Genomic DNA, 17347 nt, shown 5'->3' on the forward strand with positions numbered 1-17347 from the left:
TCACGGAATCATATGTCGCGTCAGCCGACGTCCCAGCCGGCGGGAAAGCAGGCTGGTTGCCAGCACAACAACCGTCAAAATCAGCGCCGCTGCATACGCCCGGTCCTGAACCTGCGGAAACGGCGTTCCCAGCTGGAAAAAAATCGCCAGCGGCAGCGTCGCCGCCGGACGCGTCAGCGACTGTGGAATCTGGTCGCTGTAGCCGGCCGTAAACAGCACCGACGCCGCATCGCCGATGCCCCGCCCGAACGCAATCAGAACCGCCGTCAAAATCCCCGCCGACGCCTGCCGAAGCACCACTCGAACGGCTGTCTGCAGACGCGTCGCTCCCAGTGCATAAGACGACTCCAGCAAATCGGAAGGAATCATCCGAACCACCTCATCCATCGCCCGGCACAGGATTGGAAGCACAAACAACGATACCGTGAGAATTCCCCCCAGCAGAGAAGCCCGCAGTCCCACGGCCAGCATCAGAAGAAATCCGAACGCCCCGAACACAATGGAAGGCACTCCCCAGAGCACATCCAGCAGAAAACGAATGACCGCCGCCGTGCGGCTTCCGCGCCGGCAGAAGACATTCAGATAAAGCACCACAGGCACCGCCGCCGCAAAGGCCAGCCCCGTCGCCCCGCCGGCCACGTAAAAAGACCCGACAATTGCATTCAAAATGCCCCCCTCCCTGCCCAGATAAAATCCTCCTTTGGGGGTTTGTGTGAGCATCGACCAGCTCATCGCCCGAATCCCCCGCACAGAAATCGTCAGCACAATCAGTCCCAGCAGGCTCACAATCAAAAGCGTCGCCGCCTTCATCAGCACCTTCATTACCGCCTCTTCCACCCGCCGTCTGTCCATACTCCGCCTCTCTACTGAATCTCTTTTTGAATCCGCATCAGCACCAGCTTGGCCAAGATGTTAAACACCAGAACAACCCCCAGCAGAATCAGACACGCCAGCATCATCGCCGAATCATACAGCGGAATCGACATCATCTCCCCGTAGTTGTTGGCAATCAGGGCCGGCAGCGGATACGCCGGGTCCAAAAACCCCGTCGGTGAACGCACCGCATTTCCCGCCACCATCAGCACCGCCATCGTTTCCCCGAACGCACGCGAAAGCCCCAGAACAATCGCCGCCAGCACCCCGCCGAACGCCTTCCGAAGAACCACCTTCTTAATCGTCTGCCACTGGGTCGCCCCTAGCGAAAGCGACGCCTCCCGAATCTCCTGAGGCACCGCCCGCAAAATCTCCACCGTCATATGAATAATCACCGGAAAAATCATCACCGCCAGCACAATCCCCGCCGACAGCACGCAGTACCCGCTCGTCGAATACCCAAACCAGCCGGCGGCTCGCTTAACCCACGGCACCACCACCAGCACCCCCCAGACCCCATACACCACCGAGGGAATCCCTGCCAGCAGGTCAATCAGCGGGCGCACTCCCTCGCGAATCCCCAGCGGGGCATACTCCGCCAGATAAATCGCCGTCAGCAGACACAGCGGAACCGCCAGAACCATCGCCGTCCCCGTCACCCACAGAGACCCCATAATAAACGGCAGAAATCCAAACTGCCCCCGCAAGGGAAACCATTCGGACGAAAACAAAAGAGACGAAAGAGACTGATTCTTCAATATCGGCACAGACTTTAGAAAAAGACCGACGGCAATCACAACCACAATCAGACCGGACAATCGCGCCAGCAGTCCCATCGCTCCGGCGGCAGCCCGGTCATAAAGCAGCGAGCGTCTTGTCCGATTCGGCAGTCCCATCCACCGGCCTTATTGGGTGAGTTTTTCCAGTTCCTTCATCGCCGCTTCTTTGGAAAGCGGCACATATCCGGCCTCGTCCGCAAACGCCTGCCCATCCCGAAGAATCCATTCCAAAAAAGCCAGCACTTCCGGCCGGGCGGGCTTGCCTTTGGAAACCAGATACAGCAATCGGGCCGGCGGTGAAGGATATCGCCCCTCGCCAATCGCTCGGGTTATCTCATCCCGGTCGCCGTAAAACGATTCCTCCGGGTCAATCCGGCCGTTTTCGTTCAAATCCAGCGGCACAATCATCAATCCGTCCATCGGCTTCTTTGTCGCCGCATCATAGGCATAATTGACATTGTTGTATCCAATGCCCAGTGGGTCTTTCCGCACGGCCTCCGCCAGACCCGGGTCTCCAAACACCCCGATTCCCTGCAAATCCTCCTGATTCTTTCCCAGATACTTCGCCCAGGTCTCCGCCGCCCCGCAGGCATCGGAACGGGTGTAAACATGAACTGGTTCATTCAGCGAAAAACCAGACAGCTGCCCCCATGTTTTCAATCGCCCGGTTATCCACAAATCGATGCACTCCTGCCGCGTCAACCCCCGGCTAAAAAGCGTCGCTGCGGCCGGATGATTCCGGTTGGCTACGGCCACAACAGCATCTTTCACAACCGCCACCGGCCAGGCCCCCTTTTCCAGTTCCGATGTGTGAATGTCCCTCGAGAGCATTCCCAAATCCGCCGCCCCCGACAAACAATCCGCCATCCCCTTGCCCGCCCCGCCGGCGGAAATATCAATCCGAACGCCCGGGTGAATCCTGCGAAATTCCTCCGCCCACCGCACCGCCATCGGATACAGGGCCCACGCCCCGGAAATCGAGATAGTCCCTTTCAATTCCCCTTCCGAAGAGGCCCCCGTTCTTTTCCCGCAGCCGGATGAAACAAACACCCCCGCCAAACACAGCCCCAACACAATTCGTTTCATACTCCGTCTCCTTATTATCAAGCCAAATCCGCTAACGTTAACCGCTCCAGACGCTCCGCGATGAAATCCCGAATTTCTTTACAGACCGCCAGCATTTTGGGCTCCTTGCTCAGCGGCGTATTCGCAAAAAAATACTTGCTGACCGATTCCGTCGGAGCCAGCGGCCCGTCCATCAGCCGCACAATCTCTGCAATTGTGATTTCTTTGGCCGGGCGCATCAGCCGATACCCCCCGTTCGTACCCCGTCGCGTCTGAAGATAGCGATTCTGACGCAGCGTCATGAAAAGAAACTCCAGGTACTTTTTGGGAATCTCAAAATGCCGGCAAATCTCCTCTATTTTTACAAAAGTTCCCTCCGGCTGACGGGCCAGATAAATCAGCGCCAAAATGGTGTATTCACTCTTTGTCGTCAGACGCATCGCGGTTGTCCTCGCAATACTATTGCAAGTCTATAGACATTATAGACAAGGACGTCAAAAAATCAAGAAAATTTCCAGGTACTTCGGAAAAATTATCAGACCTCCCGCTCCAACCCCTTTATTGGCAAATCATTAGAATCGAAAGGAAAATAGTTGAAAACCCCCGCTTCTTCGAGTATTTTACAGCCTTTATACCTGCAAAACCAGTCAAGATTTACACGAGGAGACCAAACAATCATGGCTAAGATTTATTACGAACAGGACGCTCCGATTGACGCCCTGAAAGGCAAGAAAGTTGCGGTTATCGGCTACGGCAGCCAGGGCCATGCTCACAGCCAGAACCTCCGCGACAGCGGCATCGAAGTCGCCGTCGCCGAATTAAAAGGCACGGACAACTACAAACTGGCCGTCGAACACGGATTCAAGCCGGGTCCGATTGCCGAGGCCGTCAAAGGGGCCGCTCTGATTATCATCACCCTCCCGGATGAAATCCAGGCCAAGGTTTATCAGACGGAAATCGCCCCCAACCTCAAGGGCGGCCAGACACTGGGCTTCTGCCACGGGTTCAATATCCACTTCGGATACATCAAGCCCCCGGCGGATATCAACGTCGTAATGATTGCTCCCAAGGGCCCCGGACACCTGGTCCGAAGCGAGTTTGAGAAAGGCGGCGGAGTCCCCTGTCTTGTGGCCGTCCAGCAGGATGCCACCGGAACCGCTCTTCAGATTGCTCTGGCCTGGGGCTGCGGCATCGGCGGCGCCCGCGCCGGCATCCTCCAGACCACCTTCAAAGAAGAAACCGAAACCGACCTCTTCGGCGAACAAGTCGTCCTCTGCGGCGGCCTGACGGCCCTGATTAAAGCCGGATTTGAAACCCTTGTCGAAGCCGGCTATCAGCCCGAAATCGCCTACTTCGAATGCATGCATGAGGTCAAACTCATCGTGGACCTGATGTATCAGGGCGGGATGAGTTATATGCGGTACAGCATCTCCAATACCGCCGAATACGGCGACCTGACGCGAGGCCCGCGCATCATCACCGAACAAACCAAAGCCGAAATGAAAAAGATTCTCGGCGAAATCACCTCCGGCGCTTTCGCCAAAGAGTGGGTTGCCGAATACCAGTCCGGCCTCAAAAAGTTCAACGAACTCTATCAGAAAGACTACAACTCCCAACTCGAGCAGGTCGGACGGAAACTGCGGAAAATGATGAAGTGGATTCACGCCAAGGAAGTCTAAGAAGAACGAAAGGGATGTATCGTGAACAGAACGGGCCTTCTCGCAACCGCCGCACTGCCGGTGCTTCTGCTGCTGAACGGCTGCTTTCAGACCTTCAACGAAGAAAAGGTCGTCTTTCCCAAGTATGACGGCACCATCCTTCGGCAAAGCACATCGGCCCAGGTCCTCTCCTCCATCTATGAACCGCTGACCGAGTACCTCAGCCAAAGCGAAAGCGTCGTGGCGTCCTGGAATGAACGGGACAAAGGACGCACCCACTGGTTCAATATGGTTGCCTTTGACGAGGATTCTCTGCTGGCCGTCCGCAAATACGGCTTTTCCTGCGTCGAACAGCGGCTGGGTCCCAACGCTCCCCCGCGTCCCAAAGTCCGGCTGGATGCGGAACTGGTCCTCGATGAGCGGGTCCTCAACACGGCCTATCCCAACCAGAATGCCCGTTTAATTGCGGTTCTCAAGGAAGCCCAGAAGCAATTTAACGCCGATGCTCTTCAGGTCACCGGTGACAGCCAAACGCTCCAAAGTTCCGCTATGATGGTCAACCAACTGCTGCAGACGGTTCTCATCAAGCTCGAGCAGACCCCGGCAATGGCCGCCCGCCTCAGCTGGCTGGAAGGGCTGGAGTTTGACCATCCGACCCTCGGCCAAAGCCGCATTCGAATGCTGATCTTAAACGACATCGTCAAAATCAAAATCAAGGCCTCTCCGGCCTGGTTCCGACACAACCCCTTCGAGAAACACCCCGATGTCATGTATATGTAATCTCAAACCCGTGTGGTTTTTTCAAGCCGGTCTTTGTACCGGCTTTTTTTTTGCACAGCCCCCCTCCCCTGATAACTGATAACTGATAACTGATAACTGATGACTGATGACTGATGACTGATGACTGATAACTGATGACTGATGACTGATAACTGAACTGTCCTACTCAATTCCGACGTCTTTCAAGACCCTCTGAACCTGCTGAGCACTCTCAAATACCGCCGCCGTCATCCCGGCTTGTCGGGCCCCTTCGACATTCTCCGGCAGGTCATCGATATACAAGCACCGCTCCGCCGGCACCCCGACCGACTCCGCCGCCAGCTGATACATCTTCGCCTCCGGCTTGACCGCCCCCGCTTGAAAACTGAGCACCGGCTTTTGAAACAGCTCCAGAAACCCGTACTGCCGACGAAGATATTCCCAATGCATCGGCTCTGTATCTGACAAAAGCCCCAGCGGCACTCGCTCCGCCAGACGCCGGACCAAAGTCTCCATCGGCGGACGCGGTGTAAAAATCCCGCACCAGGCCCGTCGAAACTCCTCGAATGAGCCGCTCAGGGAAAACCGTCTCCGCATCACCTGATAGAACTCTTCCGGCGGCATCTTCCCCCGGTTCAGCAGCACCGTTTCCGGCTGTCGGCGCATCTCCGGAACAATATCCGCCCACTCTTTTGTTTCCGGCTCCTTCTGAAGCTGCTCCAAATCAATCCCTATCAGCACCCCGCCCAAATCAAAAATAACCGCCTCAATTCTCGCCGACTTCATCGCCCCTTCTCCAAAATCATATCACTGTACGAACACTCCAGAAGGTCTTCACGTTCAATTCCAAACCGCTTCATAAACTCTTCACATTGCCGCCGAAGCCCTTCACAATCGCCGCTTCCCTGCGTATCCATCACCTCAATTTCCGCAAAATCCCCCAACCCCTCCACACGGTCCAGATGAAACTTGATATTTCCCAGAAAATAAATCTCCCGTCTTTTGCGGACAACCGCCAGTATCCCCAGTGCCCTCTCCAGCACCTCTCGAAGCAGACCGCTGTCCGCCGCCGGATACAAAAACACATCCGACCGCTTCGGCCCCGCCTCGTCGGGACGCTCATAAAAAATCAGAGCATTCTCAATCGTCCCCTGCCGAAGCTTCAGCCGCCCCTTCGGCACCCGAAAATACACATCCGTCTGCTCATCCGTTCCGCGAAAAACCGCCCCCGCTTCCTGCAGAACCCGCCGGACCCGTTCCGGATGCCGGCAGTGCGCCTTCATTTCAATATTCAGATGATTCATCTGTTTTCTCCGGTTTCATTCCTGTCGGACCTTCTTATACCCGCTCCCTGGGCGCTGTACAAGAACCGCTTTCTCCTCACGCAGGCCCGATAACTTTTTATTCCTATTATCGGACCTCTTGCGGGAATCCTGAAAAATCCCCGTTTTAAGCCCCTTCTCGAAGCGAATGCATTCAATTTTCTTTTTTTCAAACAATCTTCTTAATTCAAGCCCTCAAAAAACCGAACTGCATCGCAAAGACAGCACAGACTGTACAGATGGTAAAACAGGGTTACCGGCAGAAGTCCTTTTAGAAATGATGAAAAAATAATAATAGGAGAAAAAGAATGACAGCCAAAAAGAAGTCCTCCAAGACAGGCGTCCGCAAATCCGTAAAAAAAGTCGCCAAAACCTCCGTGCAGAAAACCAAAAAAACAACCCCTGTTAAAAAGGCCAAGACCGCCAGGCCGGTCGCAAAAAAAACCGCCTCCGTCCAGGTCAAAACATCCGCTGCCAAGCCCTCCAAAGCCAAAAAAGAGATAATCCCCGTTCTGGACCTCGAACGCTATGAAGTCAAAACCGTCTGTGAAACGGGCGTGAAGGACAACTTCATCGGCTCCACCCGCTTTGCCTGGATCGGAAGCGGCCAGTGCGGCGGACGGCTCGTGAAGGCCTTTTATGACCTCGGCTACAAAAAGGCCGTGGCTGTCAACACCACCTACCACGACCTCGATTTGCTGGGGCTGCCGCCCTCACAGAAGTTTCTGATGGACATCGGCGAAAAAGGCGCCGGCAAAGACATGGGCCGCGGACAGCAGGCCGCCGCTCAGTGGCGGCAGGACATCCTGCACCTGACCCGAAAGACCTTCGGAACGGAAGTGGACCATGTGATGGTCTGCTTTGGAGCCGGCGGCGGAACCGGCGGCGGCAGTGCAGCCGAGCTGGTCAGCATCGCCAAGGATTATATCTATTCCATCGGGAAAACCGAACCCAACAAGCACGTCGGCGTCATTATGACCCTGCCGACCAACGGCGAAGCTAACTCCCCGCAGGTGGCCGAAAATGCCTATCAGGTGGCAACCGAACTGGGAAAGATGGCTTCCAAAGGGCAAATCTCTCCGCTGATTATCATCGACAACGAGAAAATCAGCCGGATGTACCCGGGCAAGACGGTTCGCGAATTCTGGCCCAGCGTCAACAACACCGTGGCCGGCATGTTCGACATCTTCAACCGGCTCAGCTCGCTCAGCAGCCCCTACACCACGCTGGACCCGGTCGATTACCAGAGCATCCTGAAGGCCGGCGGCTGCGCGATTATGGGCCTCACACGCGTCGAAAAATACAAAGACCGGTTCGCCCTCAGCAGTGCCGTCAAGCAGAACCTCGAAAAGACACTTTTGAGCAACGGCTTCGACCTGAGCACTGCCAAGGTCGCCGGCTGCATCGTCGTCGGCGGAAAACGCATGATGGCCAATACGCCCAACCTGCAGGACAACATCAACTTCGCCTTCGACGTCCTGGCCGACCTGACCGGCAAAGCCACCATCCACCGCGGCATCTACGAGGATGGACGCGAAGCCCTTCGAGTCTACACCATCATCGGCGGACTGGACTTCCCGACCCAGCGTGTCGAAGAACTTCTGGCCGCTCAGATGGTTACAGCGTAAGCTTCAGAAAAACCAAAAACGCCGGATGTGCCCTTCGCATCCGGCGTTTTTTTATTCGACGAACACTCTGAATGCCGAACAGCCCCCGATAACTGATGACTGATAACTGTTTAATTAGTAAATCTCCTCCGAACCCCCGTAAATCACCCGCAGACGCTCCAGATTCGGGATGACCGGCAGCATATACTCCCGAGGGCGAAACGCATCCGACCAATAAATAAAAAAGGCCTTGCCCATCATAAAATCACGCGGGACCACCCCCTCCCGATACCGTTTTCCGTTGTTGCCTAAACCCTCCGCAGCCCACTGCCGGCTGTCATAACTGTTCGGCGTATTGTCTCCGCAGACAAAAAATTCATCCGGACCCAGCTGAAACGGACGTCCCCGCTTCGCCCGAAGTGAATCCGTCGAAAGATAATAAATATCCCGATAAACTCCGATATGAAAAAGCCGCATTCCCCCCTGCCCCAAAATCTTCACTTCCGGGTTCTGCCGGCGGCTGGTGCGTTCTCCCAAATCCTCGTCCTTCAAGTCATAGGAAAACCGATAATCCCCGCAGCGAATCACCAGGCGGCGGTCCACATTGGCAAACTCGAACCACAGCCCCTTTCGCGACCAGTCCGGAGAAAAGACCAGCCTTCTCAGCTCGCTGCGCTGCCCATCCTCCGTCTGTTTTTCAAAAACCAGCTGGCCGGCAAAGTCCAATCGTCCAATATACCCAACCCCGTTCTTGCTCAGCAAAGCCCCGACCTGCCCCTGCTCCCCCATCGGCTGCACCCAGAATCGAATCATCAAATCTGAACAAATCGGCCGATTCAGGCCGCCTTCCGGTCCGTTATAGGCATACAACACCCGAAAGGCATCCGGCCGCTTGGGGGTAAAACGGACCGCATGCTCATTGGCCCCGTCTTCCCGCAAAATAAAAACCGCCGCCCCCCCCGGATTCAATTCCCAGGCACTCTGTCCTTCCGGCTCAAAACGCGGCTCCAAAGGCCAGGATGACAAAGACTCCTCCGAAGGGGACGAAAATCGGCCGCCGGCAAACCCCGCCTGATAATCATTATGGTACAGACACGTCCAGAGCTCTTCCTGAATCTTCCGCGGCTTGCGGACAATCTGCCCGTTGATATACACATCGCCGTCAACAATTTCCACGGATTCTCCCGGCAGTCCTATCAGCCGCTTGATATAATTTTCCTGCGGATTCGGCGGATTCTTGAACACAACCACATCCCACCGTTTCGGCTCCGAAAACTGGTAAATGCACTTATTGACAAAAATCCGGTCGCCGTTTGCCAGCACCCCCATGGCCGCCCGCGGCTGTTCATACCCGCAGTTCGGACAAATCGGCTGTCCGGACCAGCTCGCATCTGCTCCAAAGTCATACGGAATGCCGCACCGAAGACAGCGGAGAGACCAATGGGCTCCTTTGAGTGTTTCGGCCATACTGCCGGTCGGAATCTGAAAGGCCTCCACCGCAAACGCCCGAAACAGCAGCGCCAGAATAAACGCCACCAGCAGCCCATCCAGGGCATTGACAACCGACTCCACCGTCCGGCTGCGCCGCAGACGCGGATAATCCGGCGCCAAACCATCCGAAGGACTGGCCAATCTCACGGTTTTTTCTCCGCTTCCACCGTTAGGGACTCCGCCTGATCCCAGCTCCGGCTGCCCCCATAGATGATTTTCATTCCCTCGATATACGGAACAAAACGGATAAAGCCCGGAAGGATCGAATCCCCGCCCGGCCAGTGAACAAAAAACGCTTTGCCGACCAGATAATCCCGCGGAACGACTCCCTGCGTGAAGGTCCGCCCGCGGTTTCCCCGCCCCGGCTTATTCCACCAGCGGGAATCCAGACTGTACGGGCTGTTGTCCCCGCAGACAAAAAACTCATCCTCCCCCAGCACAATCGGATTGCCTGCCCCGCCCTGCAGAATCGGATTTCGCGGATTGGACACATCCGTATTCATATAGTAAATATCCCGAAACAGCCCGATATGAGCCAGCTGGACTTTGCCGTACCCGAGGATGGCCGCCTCCGGCTGGATATGCCGCCTGGTCCCGGCGTCCTCGGCCCCGCGTCCTAAATCATACTCCAGACGATTCCGTCCGTATTCCAGAATCAGACGATGATCCACATTGGAAAAGCGAAATTCCTGCCGCTGAACGGCTCCCTTCAAATCCGCTGTCCCGCCCGCCAAAAGGGTCTTCTGTTCCCCGGAATCCACCCGGAAAATCTCCAGCCGTCCGTCCCCGTGAAGCCAGCCCTGATAGCGCCGGCCGTATTTGCCCAGCTCATATCCTACGCCGCTGACGGGGTCAAGATGAGGCACACTGCGAAGCATCAAATCGCTGCAAATCGGCATATTCGCTATAAAATCAGGCGGGTCATACGCATATACAGCCCGGAAATCATTGCCGATCTGCGGATTGTACTGAATCCGATGAACCTGCGTTCCTTCCTCCGCCAAGACAAAATACGGCCGTCCAAAACCGCCCAAATCCCACCGGCTCGAACCGAAATTTTCAAACGGCTGTCTCCACGAACGGCGGTTGAACCGCTCCTCTTCCGGGCGAGCCGGCTGATAATCATTCTCATAAATCGGCATCCATAATTCTTCCTGAACCGACGGCGGCTTGCGCACAATCCGATCGTTGATATAAATATCTCCGTCGATGATTTCCACCTTTTCCCCCGGCTTGCCGATCAGCCGTTTGATATAATTGATCTGCGGCTCCAGCGGATTCTTAAACACCACGACATCCCACCGGCTCGGCTCCCGGAACTGATAAATGCACTTCAGGACAAATATCTGATCCCCCTTATACACCCGCCGATAATACCGCGGGTCCTTGTCCCGCATCCAGACCCGATAAGCATATCCGCAGCTCGGACAGCGGCATTCCTTCAAAATCGGCAAATCCCGCTTCGGGATTACATTTTCACCCAGCCCATACTGGCGCGGCGAAAAATCATACTCATATCGATACCCGCACTGCTCACAGCGAAGCCGGAAATGTGCCCCCTTGAGGGTATCGGCCATGCTGCCGGTCGGAATGCGGTACACCTGCATAATAAAGACGATGAAAACCAGCGTGGACGCCAGCGCCGTAACCAGCCATTCCAGGAAATGGTAAATGCCCTCTGCGGTAAAACCGGAAGACTCACAAGATGAATTGTCGCTCTTTTTCTCTGACGTCATCGAACCTTCGCTGTGTCTTTCTAAAAGATGGTTTATTATGACTATCCTCGAAAATCGGGTCAAGGGGAAGATACAGAAAAAACCAAATACTGCTAATTCCAGACCTCTTTTGTCCGCCATAATCCCTCCGCCTTACCGGTGAAAAATTCGAAAAAAAACTTGCCGTTTCGAAGTCGTTTATGTATAGTGATTTGCGGTTTCCGTGCTCGAGGAGTTTTCCGGACGGCATCGGACGTAAAGAGTGTGTCTTGATTCCAGAAGATATAAGAGGGTGGCCGATGGCAACAATTACCAAGAAAGAACTGATAGACAGGATTTCAGAATCCACACAGGCCAAACGAGTCATCGTCAAAAAAATAATCCAGACATTCCTCGACGAAGTAATCGATGAATTGGCAAAGGACAATCGACTCGAATTCCGCGATTTCGGGGTCTTCGAAACGCGAACACGCTCCTCGAGAATCGCCCAGAACCCCAAAACACTCGAGCGAGTTCAGGTTCCGCCTAAGCGAAGCGTCAAATTCAAAATGGGCCGTCTGATGCGGGAGAAGCTGTCCGCCCCGGCGCCGGCCAAAAAGAACTGATTCGTCTGTGATTTTTTCACAACAACTGTCGGAAAACTTTTTTCAGACAGACCTTAATTCAGGACATCGCAAGGTCAGTTTTTATCTCCCCTCTCAAATCCCTCGATACAGCAAGGGTTTTATCGAAATTTATCTTGTACAGGAAAGACCGATAAAGTATCCTTTAGGAAGATTGAAGGGATTTTGCGGAGGAGTTCATGATTTCTGCAACATCTCATTCGGCAATGGACTGCCGTGTTTTGGTGCTGAATAAGCACTATATGGCCCTGCGGGTCATCAGTGCCAGACGTGCCTTTTCGCTGCTTTGTCGGAACCTCGCCGAGGTAATCTCCTGCGACGACGGCACCTACGCCAACTATGATTTTCAAACCTGGCAGCAAATCAGCCGGATGAAAGACCAGTTCAAAGCCCATCCGCAGGACTGGATTTCCACCGTCAACTTTGACCTGGCTGTCCCGCGAATCATCCGCCTGCTGTTTTATGACCGCCTGCCCAGACAAACCGTCAAATTCAACCGCCGAAATCTGTTCGCACGCGACGGCAACCGCTGCCAGTACTGCGGCAAAAAATTCCCCACCTCCGAATTGTCTTTGGACCACGTCATCCCGCGGCGGCTCGGCGGACAAAGCACCTGGGAAAATGTGGTCTGCGCCTGCCTGCAGTGCAACATCAAAAAAGGCGGACGGACGCCCCAGCAGGCCAATATGAAACTGATTCAAAAGCCCGTCAAGCCCAAACGGAATCCTGTTATTCACATTCATCTCAGTCACGAACGCTACCACAGCTGGAAGCAGTTCCTCGACCACGCATACTGGTCCGTTGAATTGACCTGACCTTCTTCTCCGCAGGCCGACGGCACTTTGACTACAAACTTCATAGCGGACAGGTTGAACCGGGAGACGAACAATGAAGAAACTTTCTGTACCTGTTTTATATGAAAATCAGGATATTCTGGTCCTTAACAAGCCCTCCGGCATCTCCGTCACCAAAGACCGTTCCGGAGCCCCCTGGCTGATGGAAATCCTCCAAAAAGAATTGCCGACACCGGAGCCGCTGCGGCTGGTTCACCGCATCGACAAAGAAACCTCCGGCGTCCTCCTTCTGGCCAAAAACAAGCCCGCCCAAACTTTCTACACCTCCGGGTTTTCCAAACAGCGGTTTGCAAAACTGTATCTGGCTCTGGTTCAGGGTCCCCTGCCGCAAAACCGCGGACGCATCAAGGCCCCGCTTCTGCGAAGCCGGCAGAATCCGCAAACCATGCACGTGCAGCCCTGGAAAGGCAAGGAAGCCGTCACCGACTGGCTCAAATTGATGGAGTTGGGCCCGTTTGCCCTTCTGGCCGTTCAGCCCCTGACCGGAAGAACCCACCAAATCCGAGTGCATTTGGCCCATCGCGGCATTCCATTAGCCCTGGACCCGCTCTACGCCAGCCCGCACCCCCTGATGCTTTCAGACTACAAAAAAGACTATCGCCCCAAAAGAGACACTCCGGAATCCCCGCTCATCAGCCGGCTTACCCTGCACGCCTACCAAATCCAAATTCCGCCGCGGCCGGCTGACCCCGAAACCGTTCGAACCTTTGTCGCCCCCTTAGACAAAAAGTTTTCCGCCACGCTCAAAATGCTCTTTAAGCATGCCCGCTCTTGCCGAACGGCGGACAATCAGGATACCGAGCTCCTGCACACCATTTTGGCGGCTCAGCCGCTTCCGTTCTTTTCCGGCGAGGAACCTACGACCTTCCCCCAAACGGATATTGATACTCTTTCGGAGTCTGACCGGTAGCCCGGTTATAATAATACATCGCCTCCGGAAGGGCCTCCTGAATTCCCTGAATGCGGGTCTGGTCGGAAGGATGGGTGCTCAGGAACTCCGGCGGGCTGGCTGATTTGTCGGCTGCCATCCGCTTCCAGAAATCCACCGCCGTCTGCGGATTATAGCCCGCCATTCCCATAAAAATCAGCCCCAGACGGTCCGCTTCTTTTTCATGCAGCCGGCTGTACGGCAGAAGGACGCCAATCTGCGCCCCCAGCCCGTACGACTGCATAAACAGCCGCTGGGTCGCCGCCGGATGATTCTGTATCGCCTCCGAAAGGGCCATCCCCCCCATCTGATACAACAGCGCCTGGCTCATTCGTTCGCTGCCGTGCCGCGCCACTGCATGCGCTATCTCGTGCGACATCACGACCGCCAGCCCGTTCTCATCCTGCGTAATGGGCAGCAAACCCGTATAGACCACTACCTTGCCCCCCGGCATACACCAGGCGTTTTTTTCCTGGCTTTCCACCAGATTAAATTCCCAGTCAAACCCGCGCAGCTGTTCGGACATCCCCTGTTCCTTAAAATACGCCTCTACGGCTTTGGCAATCCGGGTGCCGACCTCCCGCACCATTGCCGTCTTCTGCGGGTCCGTACTCAGTTTGTTTTCCTTCAGAAACGACTGATACTCCTGCACGGCCATCGAGTGAATCATTGAGTCCGGAACCAGATTCAGCTGTCTGCGGCCGGTAATCGGAACCTCCGCACATCCGACACAAAAAACCGCCAGGCAGGAAAACCATATCTCCTTCCAAAAACGCTTCATAAAAATCTCCTTACATCTGATTTTACCGCCTTTTATTATATCACTCATTCGGCAGACCGCAAATCTTTACCTAAACGATAGGCAGCCGGTCATTTTCCATTCTGCATTCTTGACCGTCCCGGCGATTCGTGATAATCTGCCTGTTCTGTAGAAAGGGAATCCGGAATGCACATAACACTCGAATGGACACTGAAAACCGCCGCGTTTGCCGGCTTTCTTTACATCCTGCTCAGTCTTTTTAATGTCCATTGGCTGATGCGTCTGCGTATCCTGGCCGCCATGGCCGTCGGGGCTTTTCTCATTGGTTTTCTGCTCTGGCCTAAAATTGCCCCTGCCGACCCGCTCGGAGCCGTCACGCTCTACGGCGGCGACTTTTCCGCTGCGGACATCCTCCTTTGCCTCCTGGCATCCCTGATTGCAGGCGCCGGCGGCTGTCTGCTGGCCTATCCCTATGGAAAAACCATCGGTCTTTTGGCTGTGCCTACCGGTCTGGCCGTCTGGACTTTTCAAAGCGGCTCCGTCCGCTCTGTGCTGCTGACCCATGCCGCCTTTGAACAGCGTCTGGCTGTGTACCAGTTTTTCCGCTTGGAAACCCTCTTCTGGCTGGGCCTTCTTTTGTGCGGTGCCGCCGGAATCTGGCTGGTCAGCCGGTTTCTTCCGCCGGCCAAAATCCCCAAAATTCCCGGGACTTCTTCGAAAAAAAAGAAACCCAATCGCACCGTCTCCATCCTGGCGGCCGTAGTCATTTCCATCGTAACCGTTCAATTGACCGTCGGGCTTTTTGCGCAGGATGTTCGCTATCCCGACGCCCAAATCGGTTCCGTAACCGGCCAGCCGGGAAACCGTCAGATTGCCTTTGCCGTGCTGGCTTCCTTTGCCGTAGCTGGTGCCGCCATTAAATACTTTCTGGACTGCGAACACTATTGGGCGGTTTTGGCAGGTCCCATCCTGTATTTCATCGCCCTTTCTGCTTCCTGCAGCCCCAAAATGCTGCAATATATGACAGAAACCTGGGCCGTTACATTTTTCCCAAACACCATATCTGCTATATTGCCTATCCAATTCATCTCTTTTTCGGCTATCGGCGCTTTGGCGGGGGAATGGATTGTAATCAAATATAAAATGGCTAAATATCTCCAGAAAGTCCCATAACAATTCTCCCTCCCGGAAGTTCCCCCCTGTTTTTTCAGAAAAAACCTTTTGTAACTTATTTTCGTAAAACATCTTACAGAAAAATCCCCCTTCCGCTCTCAATTTTTTTTCATCCTTCTAAGAAAACTGCTGTCTTGACCTAAGCAAATAGCCGAAAATATCTATACCTAATACGAGGTTTTTCAGCAGATAGAACCGACCGAAACCGAACCGGCGGCGTAAAAACTATAGGAACGGAATGCTTTGAAAAACAAATACTTACAAATTATGACCAGCATCCTTAAAGGAGTTTAATATGTTGGTCCTCAGCAGGCAAAAAGATGAATCGATTATGATCGGCGACGACATCGAGATAACCATTGTCGATGTTCGCGGCGACAAAGTTCGTTTGGGTATTAACGCCCCGAAGGAAGTCCAGGTGCATCGGAAGGAAATCTATCTGATTATCCAAAAAGAAAAAGCCGAAAAGAAACAGCAGCAAGCTGCCGGCGAATCATCAGACAATTCCTCCGCTGACAACACCAAAACAAAAGCCGAATCCGTCAAAAATTCGTAAAAACAAGACTGCCCTCACCCGCTTTCGAACTACTCCCCCTATTTTTATTTCGAATTATCCGTACAAATTCCCTTTTTCATCCACGTAAACCCTGGCCTGCGCCTGTCCTAAACGTTCCAGGGCCTTCTGCAGCTGCTCCAGAGCGGGCACTTTAAACAATCGCCCGCAATGCCGGCAGCGCTTCCGTTTGTCGGCATCCTCAAACAGCAGTCTCATTTCCAGCCCGCAATCCGGACATCGAGCCAACAGCTGCATGCTGCACCCTCATTCAATCGTCCTCTTCTTTATCAATTAATTTTCAGCTGTTTTCAACCGACTTTCTTAAAAAAACCTCTTTTTTCAGTCCCCATGCTTCTTTTTATCGGATGCAAAACCGCCCGTCTGCCCTTCGGCTTGTTTGGAATCCCGGATTCAGATACAATACAATTGAGGAAGTTTTCCGATTGTCGTGGGGGTGATGATGACCAAATCGGTACTTTGCCGTGTGATTTCTTCACGGCCGCTTGCGCCGCAGGAGGATCCGTCTGAAAGCCGGCCGCATCCGACGGGCGGCTGTCCGGTTCCATCCCGGGCCAACCCGGTGCTCTGCCGACGATGGACAGGACACAATCCATCTCGGATGAAGGCCCCGCGGGGGATCTGGATTGACTGCTGGGCATGATCAGTCGGATAAACAAACATGGCTTTGAATCCTTTCAAAAGGACTCAAAGCCATGGATGTTCAAACCTCGCTGTCCCTGCGGGCGACTCTCCAAACGTCCCTGTTTGGAGCCCCATTCTTGCAGTCCGCAAAAAAGATTTCGAACCGTTTACACACCGTACTGAATCATCTTGCGGGCCGTTTCCAGCGCCGTTTCCATCGAATCGGCACGGCCCGATAAAATCAATTCACGCGCCTGCCGAATAATCTCCGGGTCCTCCCCCTGCATCTGCATCACCCGCTCCAGCAGTCCGGCATAGCCAAGCCGCAGCTCCGGTTCTTCTTTCCGCCGAGACGGTCTTTTCGGTCCGGCGGCTCCGGCCAAGGAAGCCGCTCCGACAGCACCGGCTATCTGCGATGAATTGGTAGGCTCAACCATACTCATTTTTCAAATATCTCTCACCCGTTTGCCTCAGTATCTGCCCCCATTGTCGCTTTCTTTGGGCCGAACTTTAGCATTTTTTCCAAAAAAACTTCTGCTTTT

Annotated in this window: 19 protein-coding genes and 1 pseudogene; 8 read left to right on the forward strand and 12 right to left on the reverse strand. The window is 54.3% G+C overall.

All coding sequences use genetic code 11. The annotated features are described in order from the left end of the window. The 4 genes from WHS88_05675 to WHS88_05690 are packed head-to-tail and all read right to left on the reverse strand — an operon-like array spanning position 1 to position 3157. Complete coding sequence (locus WHS88_05675) at positions 1 to 852, reverse strand: ABC transporter permease subunit (GenBank protein MEJ5259661.1); 852 nt, start codon at positions 850 to 852, stop codon at positions 1 to 3. Between the two features lie 11 nt (positions 853 to 863). Next, positions 864 to 1769 (reverse strand): phosphate ABC transporter permease subunit PstC, encoded by a 906-nt coding sequence (gene pstC / locus WHS88_05680; GenBank protein ID MEJ5259662.1) that lies wholly within the window; start codon positions 1767 to 1769, stop codon positions 864 to 866. Between the two features lie 9 nt (positions 1770 to 1778). After that, positions 1779 to 2738: a PstS family phosphate ABC transporter substrate-binding protein gene (locus tag WHS88_05685; GenBank protein MEJ5259663.1), complete on the reverse strand. Its 960-nt coding sequence runs from the start codon at positions 2736 to 2738 to the stop codon at positions 1779 to 1781. A 17-nt stretch (positions 2739 to 2755) separates the two neighbouring features. After that, positions 2756 to 3157: an Rrf2 family transcriptional regulator gene (locus WHS88_05690; GenBank protein ID MEJ5259664.1), complete on the reverse strand. Its 402-nt coding sequence runs from the start codon at positions 3155 to 3157 to the stop codon at positions 2756 to 2758. A 237-nt stretch (positions 3158 to 3394) separates the two neighbouring features. On the opposite strand from WHS88_05690, the gene ilvC reads away from it, so the two are divergent. Together ilvC and WHS88_05700 are read left to right on the forward strand one after the other, a co-directional pair. Beyond that, positions 3395 to 4396: a ketol-acid reductoisomerase gene (gene ilvC / locus WHS88_05695; protein MEJ5259665.1), complete on the forward strand. Its 1002-nt coding sequence runs from the start codon at positions 3395 to 3397 to the stop codon at positions 4394 to 4396. A gap of 21 nt (positions 4397 to 4417) precedes the next feature. Further along, complete coding sequence (locus WHS88_05700; GenBank protein ID MEJ5259666.1) at positions 4418 to 5155, forward strand: hypothetical protein; 738 nt, start codon at positions 4418 to 4420, stop codon at positions 5153 to 5155. Between the two features lie 162 nt (positions 5156 to 5317). Here the strand turns inward: WHS88_05700 and WHS88_05705 are convergent, their stop codons facing one another. Further along, positions 5318 to 5920, reverse strand: coding sequence for an HAD family phosphatase (locus WHS88_05705; protein ID MEJ5259667.1), 603 nt, complete (start codon positions 5918 to 5920; stop codon positions 5318 to 5320). Next, a complete protein-coding gene (locus tag WHS88_05710) occupies positions 5917 to 6438 on the reverse strand; it encodes a class IV adenylate cyclase (protein ID MEJ5259668.1) in 522 nt (173 codons plus the stop codon). The genes WHS88_05705 and WHS88_05710 overlap by 4 nt, the downstream gene beginning before the upstream one ends. 326 nt (positions 6439 to 6764) lie before the next feature. On the opposite strand from WHS88_05710, the gene WHS88_05715 reads away from it, so the two are divergent. Beyond that, positions 6765 to 8084: a hypothetical protein gene (locus tag WHS88_05715; protein MEJ5259669.1), complete on the forward strand. Its 1320-nt coding sequence runs from the start codon at positions 6765 to 6767 to the stop codon at positions 8082 to 8084. A 114-nt stretch (positions 8085 to 8198) separates the two neighbouring features. On the opposite strand, the gene lepB (WHS88_05720) is transcribed toward WHS88_05715, so the two are convergent. Both lepB (WHS88_05720) and lepB (WHS88_05725) read right to left on the reverse strand, forming a co-directional pair. Beyond that, positions 8199 to 9701 (reverse strand): signal peptidase I, encoded by a 1503-nt coding sequence (lepB, locus tag WHS88_05720; protein MEJ5259670.1) that lies wholly within the window; start codon positions 9699 to 9701, stop codon positions 8199 to 8201. Beyond that, a complete protein-coding gene (gene lepB, locus WHS88_05725) occupies positions 9698 to 11290 on the reverse strand; it encodes a signal peptidase I (GenBank protein ID MEJ5259671.1) in 1593 nt (530 codons plus the stop codon). Before lepB (WHS88_05725) ends, lepB (WHS88_05720) begins: the two co-directional genes overlap by 4 nt. A 278-nt stretch (positions 11291 to 11568) precedes the next feature. Here lepB (WHS88_05725) and WHS88_05730 point away from each other — a divergent pair, with 278 nt between their 5' ends. From WHS88_05730 to WHS88_05740, 3 genes are all read left to right on the forward strand, one after another. After that, complete coding sequence (locus WHS88_05730) at positions 11569 to 11874, forward strand: HU family DNA-binding protein (GenBank protein MEJ5259672.1); 306 nt, start codon at positions 11569 to 11571, stop codon at positions 11872 to 11874. A gap of 197 nt (positions 11875 to 12071) precedes the next feature. Next, positions 12072 to 12707: an HNH endonuclease gene (locus WHS88_05735; protein MEJ5259673.1), complete on the forward strand. Its 636-nt coding sequence runs from the start codon at positions 12072 to 12074 to the stop codon at positions 12705 to 12707. Between the two features lie 73 nt (positions 12708 to 12780). After that, complete coding sequence (locus tag WHS88_05740; protein ID MEJ5259674.1) at positions 12781 to 13656, forward strand: RluA family pseudouridine synthase; 876 nt, start codon at positions 12781 to 12783, stop codon at positions 13654 to 13656. Here the strand turns inward: WHS88_05740 and WHS88_05745 are convergent. Continuing rightward, the gene (locus WHS88_05745; protein ID MEJ5259675.1) at positions 13604 to 14455 is read right to left on the reverse strand and encodes a M48 family metallopeptidase; all 852 of its coding nucleotides are present in this window, start codon (positions 14453 to 14455) and stop codon (positions 13604 to 13606) included. The two genes, WHS88_05740 and WHS88_05745, sit on opposite strands and share 53 nt — an antisense overlap. 165 nt (positions 14456 to 14620) lie before the next feature. Here WHS88_05745 and WHS88_05750 point away from each other — a divergent pair, with 165 nt between their 5' ends. Both WHS88_05750 and csrA read left to right on the forward strand, forming a co-directional pair. Then, complete coding sequence (locus tag WHS88_05750; protein ID MEJ5259676.1) at positions 14621 to 15607, forward strand: hypothetical protein; 987 nt, start codon at positions 14621 to 14623, stop codon at positions 15605 to 15607. Between the two features lie 295 nt (positions 15608 to 15902). Continuing rightward, positions 15903 to 16076 (forward strand): annotated as a pseudogene (gene csrA, locus WHS88_05755) (carbon storage regulator CsrA). Between the two features lie 141 nt (positions 16077 to 16217). Here csrA and WHS88_05760 read toward each other — a convergent pair. The 3 genes from WHS88_05760 to WHS88_05770 form a co-directional block, all read right to left on the reverse strand. After that, positions 16218 to 16418: a hypothetical protein gene (locus WHS88_05760; protein MEJ5259677.1), complete on the reverse strand. Its 201-nt coding sequence runs from the start codon at positions 16416 to 16418 to the stop codon at positions 16218 to 16220. A gap of 156 nt (positions 16419 to 16574) precedes the next feature. After that, complete coding sequence (locus WHS88_05765; protein ID MEJ5259678.1) at positions 16575 to 16844, reverse strand: hypothetical protein; 270 nt, start codon at positions 16842 to 16844, stop codon at positions 16575 to 16577. A 128-nt stretch (positions 16845 to 16972) separates the two neighbouring features. Beyond that, a complete protein-coding gene (locus tag WHS88_05770) occupies positions 16973 to 17248 on the reverse strand; it encodes a hypothetical protein (GenBank protein MEJ5259679.1) in 276 nt (91 codons plus the stop codon). Positions 17249 to 17347 lie beyond the last annotated feature (99 nt).

It is taken from the genome of Anaerohalosphaeraceae bacterium (assembly GCA_037479115.1).
Lineage (GTDB): Bacteria > Planctomycetota > Phycisphaerae > Sedimentisphaerales > Anaerohalosphaeraceae > JAHDQI01.